We start from the raw sequence: 9212 nt of genomic DNA, 5'->3' as shown, positions 1-9212 counted from the left end.
TCAGTTGGTTAGAATACCGGCCTGTCACGCCGGGGGTCGCGGGTTCGAGTCCCGTCCACTCCGCCACTTATATTAAGATTAAGCCTCAGTCGAAAGACTGAGGCTTTTTTCGTTTTAGTTCCCCGACTTACCTTAAATCCACTTTCATATTGAAACCTTGCATCTGGAGTTACACTACCCTCTTCACATGGTTTTTATACCGTTGTGAACGAGCTAGCACGTAACTCTGTGCCTTAGTCTTATTCCGATACCAAGCTCTAACCAAAGCTCCTTTTATTCGATATTAGAAAATCTAGTTATGTGACAGAGTTTAATTGTTTGAAGTGTCGCTTGTTTCTAATTTGAAAACAGGAGGACTTTGAATACAAGTTTAGTCTCACTGAGTTCAAGAGGGAGGGATTTAAACTTCCGTTAAGGCTTTGCTACCTGGGTGCCAGCTCAGTTTTATCTCGGTGAGGTTTCTAACCCGTTTGGGTTCTGAACGCAATCACCCTAAATGTCTCTTTCTCATAAAAATACAAACTCGCTCATTGCTAAGTATTGTGGAAGTTTAGCTTTGATGTTTGCGAGGAGCCTATATTGCCAAGGGAAGAGAAGTGATACAGATGAAAATGGGTAAATTAAAAGACTCGTCTATGAATACTATCTATCGGCAATAGTTAGTATCTATGAAAATGTAGCGTAGCGATTCTTCGTATATTTGATGGTATATCAAAGAATAAGGAGCCTTCGTTCTTGAAGGGAAGTCTGAAAATTAGTTATGAAAAAAGCAGCTAGGTAGCTGCTTTTTATTTATTAAGTTACGTGTCTTTAAGAGTCCACTGGCTCCGTATGCTCTGGAGTGGTTATTGCTTGGTTGTCCTCTTCCATCTTCTTCTCTTCAGCTTTTGCTTTTTCAATCATTGGGGTGATTGTTGAGCCTTGAATGAGGATAGAGAAAACAACGACGGAGTAGGTCATCACAAGAATAATCTCTTTTACATCGATTAACTTATCTTGAATCACCCAAATACCAGATGGAATGGAAAGTGCCATTGCCAATGCGAGGCCCCCGCGTAAACCGCCCCACGTCAAAATACGCACTGACCATGGATTATATTTTCTGTAACGTTTAAAGCCTATGTAAGAAAGAAATACACTTAGATAGCGAGCTGCTAGTACAAGAGGGACTGAAATAGCCATCATGATCCAGTCTTCTTTGTGGAATTCAAATAGCAGCATCGACATGCCGATCAGTAGGAATAACACGCCATTCAAGAACTCATCAACAAGCTCCCAAAAATGGTCAAGGTGATCTTCACTCTCTTTTGAAAAGCCAATAAAGCGTGTCCAGTTGCCAATCATAATACCGGATACAACCATCGCGAGTGGGCCTGATACATGGATGTATTCAGCAAATGCGTAACCTGCTGTTGGGACACCAATGGTAAGTAACAATTCCATTGAGTGATCATCGGTGGCACTGATCAAGTAGTGGAATAGCAAACCGAGGACGAAACCATATGTGATACCACCGATAGCTTCTTGGATGAAGAGTAAGGTGACACTACCTACAGTTGGTGCCTCAGTGCCAAATGCAATCGTAAATAGAGTGACGAAGATAACCAAACCGAAGCCATCATTGAAGAGCGATTCTCCTTCAATCTGAGTGGAGATACGTTTGGGAGCATCGAGTTTTTTAACAATAGCCAATACAGCGATTGGGTCAGTTGGCGATATTAGAGCACCAAATAGTAAGCAGTAGACCAAATCAAATTGGATGCCAATTAACTGACAAAACCCATACAGCGCAAATCCAATAAAGAACGTGGAAAACAGTGTGGCTCCAAGGGCTAAAACAGTGATCTCCCACTTTTGATCTTTAAGGTTCGGGAGTTTGATGCCTAGTCCACCAGCAAATAGTAAGAAGCCAAGAATGCCTTTGAGCAAGAAATCTTCGAAGTTAATCCTTGTGACCGTCTCCGTCGCAATTTCGGTGAGATGGAACCAGTTGTTTTGACCCGCAATTAAGATTAGAAGTGAAAGCACCATTGAACCTGCGGTAATCGCAATGGTGGTTTGCATCTTTCCTATCTTGCTGTTTACAAAAGCAATTAGCATCGCAGCTGCGGATAGAAAACATAAAGTATGATAGACCGACATAGAGCTCTCTATTTGTAACATTTTATGAATGGAATTCTCGGCTGATGCTGCTTAAATAGCAAACATTTTTTCGTGATTATTTTGCAAGTTAAAAAGGAGATAAAATAATCATTAATTCTACGTTTAGACGTCTAGACTCCTGAAGTTTGTGTGATAGGATGGAAAGATAACTAAAGGAATGAGGCTGTACTGTGGGAAGTAACGTAAGACAACAGATTGAAGCTCAATTGAAGCAACGTATTCTTTTGATTGATGGTGGTATGGGGACCATGATTCAGGGATACAAACTTGAAGAGCAAGACTATCGAGGAACGCGCTTTGCGGATTGGCATTGTGATCTAAAAGGTAACAACGACCTGTTGATTCTAAGTCAGCCTCAACTTATCAAGGAAATTCACGCTGCATATTTAGACGCGGGTGCAGATATTCTCGAAACCAACACGTTTAACGCAACAACCATTGCGATGGCTGACTACGAGATGGAAAGCCTGAGTGAAGAAATTAACTTTGCAGCAGCCAATCTTGCACGTGAAGTTGCAGATGAATGGACCGCAAAAACACCCGATAAGCCGCGTTATGTCGCAGGGGTTTTAGGGCCGACGAACCGAACTTGTTCTATTTCTCCTGATGTAAATGACCCCGGATATCGAAATGTTTCTTTCGACGAGTTAGTTGAGGCTTACTCTGAATCGACTCGTGCTCTAATTAAAGGTGGTTCTGACCTTATTCTTATCGAGACCATCTTCGATACGCTTAACGCTAAGGCTTGTTCATTTGCTGTTGAAAGTGTGTTTGAAGAGATGGGTATTGAGTTACCTGTGATGATCTCGGGGACTATTACTGATGCTTCCGGTCGGACATTATCCGGTCAAACCACAGAAGCGTTTTACAACTCATTACGTCATGTTAAACCGATTTCGTTTGGTTTGAACTGTGCACTTGGTCCAGATGAGCTGCGTCCTTATGTTGAAGAGCTCTCTCGTATATCAGAATCTTTTGTTTCCGCTCACCCAAATGCTGGGCTTCCGAATGCATTCGGCGAATACGATTTGTCGCCAGAAGATATGGCTAAGCATGTTAAAGAGTGGGCTCAAAGTGGCTTTTTAAACTTGATTGGTGGGTGTTGTGGTACAACTCCTGAGCACATTCGCCAAATGGCACTCGCGGTTGAAAATATCGCCCCTCGTCAATTACCTGAACTTCCCGTTGCTTGTCGCTTGTCTGGCCTAGAGCCACTCGCTATTGATAAAGACTCTTTATTTATCAATGTCGGTGAGCGTACGAATGTAACCGGTTCTGCGCGTTTTAAGCGCTTGATTAAAGAAGAACTGTACGATGACGCGCTCGATGTGGCTCGTCAACAAGTTGAAAATGGCGCTCAAATTATCGATATCAACATGGATGAAGGCATGTTGGATGCACAAGCTTGTATGGTTCGCTTTTTAAACCTTTGTGCGTCAGAACCTGAAATCTCAAAAGTACCAATCATGGTTGACTCTTCCAAGTGGGAGGTTATTGAAGCCGGTCTTCAGTGCATCCAAGGCAAAGGCATTGTTAACTCGATCTCTCTCAAAGAAGGCAAAGAGAAATTCGTTGAACAAGCTAAGTTGATCCGCCGTTACGGTGCGGCTGTGATTGTGATGGCGTTTGATGAGATTGGGCAAGCAGATACACGTGAGCGCAAAGTAGAAATTTGTACCAACGCTTACCGAATTCTTGTTGATGAAGTGGGCTTTCCACCAGAAGACATCATTTTTGACCCAAACATTTTTGCCATTGCTACGGGGATCGAGGAGCATAATAACTACGCGGTGGATTTCATTGAAGCCGTTGGCGATATCAAACGTGATTTACCACATGCGATGATCTCGGGTGGTGTTTCTAACGTCTCATTCTCTTTCCGTGGCAATAACTATGTACGTGAAGCGATTCACGCGGTGTTCCTCTACCACTGTTTTAAAAATGGTATGGATATGGGGATTGTGAATGCGGGTCAGTTAGAAATCTACGATAACGTGCCTGAAAAATTGCGTGAGGCTGTGGAAGATGTCGTTCTTAACCGTCGTGATGACGCCACTGAGAGATTGTTAGATATCGCGGCGGAATATGCAGGCAAAGGGGTAGGTAAAGAGGAGGATGCCTCTGCACTTGAGTGGAGAACTTGGCCTGTTGAAAAGCGCTTAGAGCACGCGTTAGTGAAAGGAATAACTGAGTTCATCGTTGATGATACCGAAGAGGCTCGTGTCAAAGCTTCAAAGCCATTAGAGGTGATTGAAGGCCCACTAATGGATGGGATGAACGTCGTCGGAGACTTGTTTGGTGAAGGTAAAATGTTCCTTCCTCAGGTCGTAAAATCTGCCCGAGTGATGAAGCAAGCAGTCGCGCATCTCGAGCCCTACATCAATGCAGAAAAGCAGGTGGGACAAACAAACGGTAAGATTTTGCTAGCGACGGTCAAAGGTGATGTACATGATATCGGGAAAAATATCGTTGGCGTTGTATTGCAGTGCAATAACTACGAAATTATCGATCTTGGTGTCATGGTTCCTTGCGAAAAGATCTTAAAAGTAGCGCAAGAAGAAAACGTCGATATTATTGGTTTATCAGGGTTGATCACGCCTTCATTAGACGAAATGGTGCATGTTGCAAAAGAGATGGAGCGTCTCGACTTTAACTTACCTCTTCTCATCGGTGGCGCAACAACGTCAAAAGCCCATACAGCAGTTAAGATTGAGCAAAATTACAAGCATCCAGTGGTTTACGTGAACAACGCCTCACGTGCAGTGGGCGTATGTACTTCTCTTTTGTCAGATGAACGTCGCCCTGAATTTGTTGAAAAACTTGAAGCTGATTACGAACGAGTACGTGATCAACATAATCGAAAGAAACCGAGAACCAAACCAGTGACATTAGAAGCTGCTCGAGCGAATAAAGTTGCTATCGATTGGGAAGCTTACACCCCTCCAGTGCCTGTTAAGCCTGGCATTCATATCTTCGATGATTTTGATGTGGCTATATTACGTCAATACATCGATTGGACACCATTCTTTATGACTTGGTCACTTGTGGGTAAGTATCCAACAATTTTCCAACATGAAGAAGTTGGTGAAGAAGCAAAACGTTTATTCGAAGATGCCAACGAGTTACTTGATCGAGTTGAGCGAGAAGGCCTGTTAAAAGCGCGTGGAATGTGTGGCTTATTCCCTGCTGCGAGCGTGGGGGACGACATTGAAGTTTATGCTGATGAAACTCGTACCGACGTTGTGAAAGTATTACGTAACTTGCGACAACAGACCGAGAAACCAAAAGGATTCAACTATTGTTTATCCGACTACATCGCATCTAAAGAGTCGGGTAAACATGATTGGATAGGGGCATTTGCTGTCACTGGTGGTATTGGTGAACGAGAGCTTGCTGATGAATACAAAGCACAGGGAGATGATTACAACGCAATTATGATTCAAGCGGTGGCGGATCGCCTAGCCGAAGCGTTTGCTGAGTATTTGCATGAGCGTGTCCGTAAAGAAATTTGGGGTTATGCTGCGGATGAAGATTTATCTAACGATGATCTCATTCGTGAAAAATACCAAGGTATTCGCCCTGCACCAGGTTATCCAGCGTGCCCTGAGCATACTGAAAAAGGACCGCTTTGGGAGCTACTTAATGTGGAAGAGAATATTGGCATGACTCTAACCTCCAGCTATGCAATGTATCCGGGCGCGTCAGTCTCTGGTTGGTATTTCTCTCATCCTGACTCACGTTACTTTGCGATCGCACAGATCCAAGAAGATCAGCTAGAGAGTTACGCCGATCGTAAGGGGTGGGATAGGATCGAGGCTGAAAAATGGTTAGGGCCAAACATTAACGGTTAAATTGATGTTTACCTCGTCCAAATGTAACAACTAATGAAACGACAAAGGGCTGCAGATACGCAGCCCTTTGTTTTATTGAGTTGAACTTACTTCTCAAACAACTCAGTGTGGAGTTTTTGTATGGCTTGTTTCGATACTGATTCATGGAGCAAGAAGCATAAGTTGTGAGGGCTAGCGCCATAACAAATCATGCGTAGGTTAAAATCTTCTAGCGTGCCAAAAACCTGTTTCGCGTAGCCTTTACTCTCACTCATGTTGTTACCAATTAGGGCAACGAGGCATAGGTCACGTTCAACTTCTACCTTACATAACTCTTCTAACTCTTCTCGTACAGCTTGCGGCAGCTGCGGCGCGCCGCCGGATGTATCGGTTTGATCAAGTGTTAACGATACACTGATTTCAGATGTTGTGATCAAATCGACAGATATCTTATGCTTTGCAAGGATCTCAAAGACCTTTGCTAAGAAGCCGTATGCGTGGAACATATTGGCGCTGCGTAGCGTTACCATGGTTTGGTTACAACGCAAAGCTAGCGCACGGAATAACGGTGAGCTTTCGACTTGGTGGCGAATCCAAGTTCCCCCTTTTTCAGGCTCTTTCGATGACCCCACAAATACCGGAATGTCGTGGCGCAATGCAGGTACTAGCGTAGAAGGGTGAAGGATTTTAGCGCCAAAGTTAGCCATTTCTGAAGCTTCACTAAAGCTGATCTCGGGAATTGGTGAGGCTTTTGGTGCAATTCGCGGGTCTGTTGTGTAGATACCCGGAACATCAGTCCAGATTTCTAGCCCTGCCGCTTTAACGCTCTCAGCAATTAAGGCGGCGCTGTAATCGCTGCCCCCTCGACCTAATGTTGTTGTATTACCGGCTTCGTCAGATCCTATGAAGCCTTGAGTAACAACAACGGATTGTTGGCAAAGTGGTACGAGTTTATCTTGCGCAAGCGTCGAAATTGCTTCAATGTTTGGCTCCGCGCGACCAAAGTTGTCATCAGTACGCAGCACATCGCGGATATCAAAGCGCACTGCTTGAATGCCTCGCTCACACATTAACTGAGTTAGAATGTGCGTCGACATGAGTTCACCACATGCGACTAAATGATCGGTTAACTTCGCACTAGCTTGGATAGATGCAGCCTCGGCCAGGCTGGTTACGGTATCTAATATGCCATACACCTCGGCAGCAGTTTTCGTGCTGTCTTCGAGCTGAGTTAAAATGGCGTCATGAATGTTGGCCAGATTTTGCAGCAGCTCAGTACGGTGCGTTTGATCCTGAACGCCGTTGGCGAGTTCTACCAATAGGTTGGTGACGCCAGAGCAAGCGCTGCTCACGACCAGGCGAGTATTTGGATTGTTTTCGATAATGGTGGCGCAACGACTCATTGCCTCAAAGTTGGCAACACTGGTTCCACCGAATTTAGCTACGTTAAATGCGCTCACTGCGTTCTCCCACGACTTCCTAAAAAATTGTACATCCAATGTTTAGTGAGAAAAGGAACAGAGCAAAAAGAGAGGTATTTAGAATGCTATTTGAAAAATTTACCCTCAGAAGCCCTTCATCAGACTGCGCTGATGACAGTTGATGGGATTCAGCCCAATTCAACCGACAAGTCAAATCCTGCAACTTTGACTTACCTCGGCACTACTCCCCCTCAATGATTGGTGTTGGAATTGCGGTTCCACAAATCATCTACCTGGGTAGCGCTCCTCTTCTACATAAAGCTCAAACATTGAACGGTTTTGAGGCCTTAATGTCAATCAATATTTCAACCTTTATGGTGTTTTTTATTAACGATTTTGTGACACTGGTTTGACCTCCATACTTACGGCTAATTGCTGATAGAGGAAAAATCTATTAGGGTGAAGAACCCTACACCTGAGCCATGTTATTGAATAGAACTTTTAGAATGCTCAGGATAAAAGATAATCAAGGAGCTGACATGTCGATCCAAAGCTTTATTCCGCCTCACCGTATTTTAATGGGACCTGGTCCTTCTGATATTTATCCTCAAGTGTTACAAGCACTAAGCCGTCCTACTGTAGGTCACCTTGATCCTCTGTTTATCGGTATGATGGATGAGCTCAAGCAGCTATTGAAGTATGCCTTTCAAACTGACAATGAATTCACTATTGCGGTTTCAGCGCCAGGTAGTGCAGGGATGGAAACCTGCTTTGTAAACTTGATCGAGAAAGGCGATAAAGTGATCGTCTGTCGTAATGGTGTATTTGGTGAACGCATGCGCGAAAATGTCGTCCGTGCTGGTGGCGAAGTTGTTATCGTCGATGATGAATGGGGGACGCCTGTTTCCATTGATAAAGTCGAGCAAGCACTCGAACAGCACCCAGATACAAAAATTCTTGCTTTTGTGCATGCGGAAACCTCAACTGGTGCAGTCAGTGATGCTCAAGCATTGGGGAAGCTGGCGAAACAGCATAATGCATTATCTATTGTTGATGCGGTGACGTCACTTGGTGGTGTGCCGTTAAAAGTGGATGAATGGCAACTGGATGCGGTTTACTCTGGTAGTCAAAAATGTTTGTCATGTGTACCTGGGCTCTCACCAGTGACGTTTTCTACTGCCGCGATTGAAAAGATTCAAGCAAGAACAACACCAGTACAGAGTTGGTTCCTCGATCAGAGTTTAGTTTTGGGGTATTGGAGTGGAGAAGGCAAGCGTAGTTACCATCATACGGCGCCAGTTAATAGCTTGTATGCGCTTCATGAAGCTTTATTGATACTGAAAAATGAAGGATTAGAAAACGCTTGGGCTCGTCACCAACTGATGCATGAAAAACTCAAAAATGGCTTACAAAAGTTAGGCTTTGAATTTGTTGTGGACGAAGCCCATCGGTTGCCACAATTAAATGCGATTTACGTGCCTGAAGGAATTGATGAAGCAAAAGTTCGTGCTCACTTGCTAGAAACCTATAACCTAGAAATTGGTGCAGGCCTTGGGGCATTAGCTGGTAAAGCGTGGCGTATTGGCTTAATGGGTTACGGCGCTCGATCTGAAAACGTTGCGCTGTGCTTAAAAGCGTTAGAAGAGTCACTCACTGAATAAAATCATACAGCAATGAGATAAAGAAAAGCGAAGGTCATCCCTTCGCTTTTTTTGTATTTATTGTGCCGTCCTAAATAAGGTTGACACTTTCCACCCCCAAAATTGGAGAGTGTTATGAAATCAACAACTAAAAGAAC

4 protein-coding genes and 1 riboswitch are annotated in these 9212 nt (G+C 44.0%); of the genes, 2 read left to right on the top strand and 2 right to left on the bottom strand.

The window, feature by feature from the left end; genetic code table 11:
- Window positions 1-810: 810 nt before the first annotated feature.
- Window positions 811-2142: a cation:proton antiporter gene (locus tag R8O10_RS23455; RefSeq protein WP_104979770.1), complete on the bottom strand. Its 1332-nt coding sequence runs from the start codon at window positions 2140-2142 to the stop codon at window positions 811-813.
- Between the two features lie 191 nt (window positions 2143-2333).
- Between R8O10_RS23455 and metH the strand changes: the two genes are divergently transcribed.
- Window positions 2334-6014, top strand: coding sequence for a methionine synthase (gene metH / locus R8O10_RS23450; RefSeq protein WP_213971010.1), 3681 nt, complete (start codon window positions 2334-2336; stop codon window positions 6012-6014).
- A gap of 86 nt (window positions 6015-6100) precedes the next feature.
- Here metH and lysC read toward each other — a convergent pair whose 3' ends face one another.
- On the bottom strand, window positions 6101-7453 hold the full coding sequence (lysC, locus tag R8O10_RS23445; RefSeq protein WP_053350596.1) for a lysine-sensitive aspartokinase 3: 1353 nt from the start codon (window positions 7451-7453) through the stop codon (window positions 6101-6103).
- Window positions 7454-7554: 101 nt separating this feature from the next.
- Window positions 7555-7733, bottom strand: a riboswitch (Lysine riboswitch).
- 220 nt (window positions 7734-7953) lie between these two features.
- On the opposite strand from lysC, the gene R8O10_RS23440 reads away from it, so the two are divergent.
- Entirely contained in the window at window positions 7954-9075 is a 1122-nt protein-coding gene (locus R8O10_RS23440; protein WP_005381245.1) for a pyridoxal-phosphate-dependent aminotransferase family protein, read from the top strand.
- The last annotated feature ends 137 nt before the right edge of the window (window positions 9076-9212 follow it).

Origin of the sequence: Vibrio sp. 1727 (assembly GCF_033344415.1) — a bacterium.
GTDB lineage: Bacteria > Pseudomonadota > Gammaproteobacteria > Enterobacterales > Vibrionaceae > Vibrio > Vibrio alginolyticus.
The sequence above is the reverse complement of the archived record's forward strand: the minus strand, read 5'-3'. Positions and strand labels throughout refer to the sequence as shown.

What these genes read in the sequence shown, in the direction of transcription:
- R8O10_RS23455 (WP_104979770.1), bottom strand. Translation starts at nt 2,142, where the DNA reads ATGTCGGTCTATCATACTTTATGTTTTCTATCCGCAGCTGCGATGCTA.
- R8O10_RS23440 (WP_005381245.1), top strand. Translation starts at nt 7,954, where the DNA reads ATGTCGATCCAAAGCTTTATTCCGCCTCACCGTATTTTAATGGGACCT.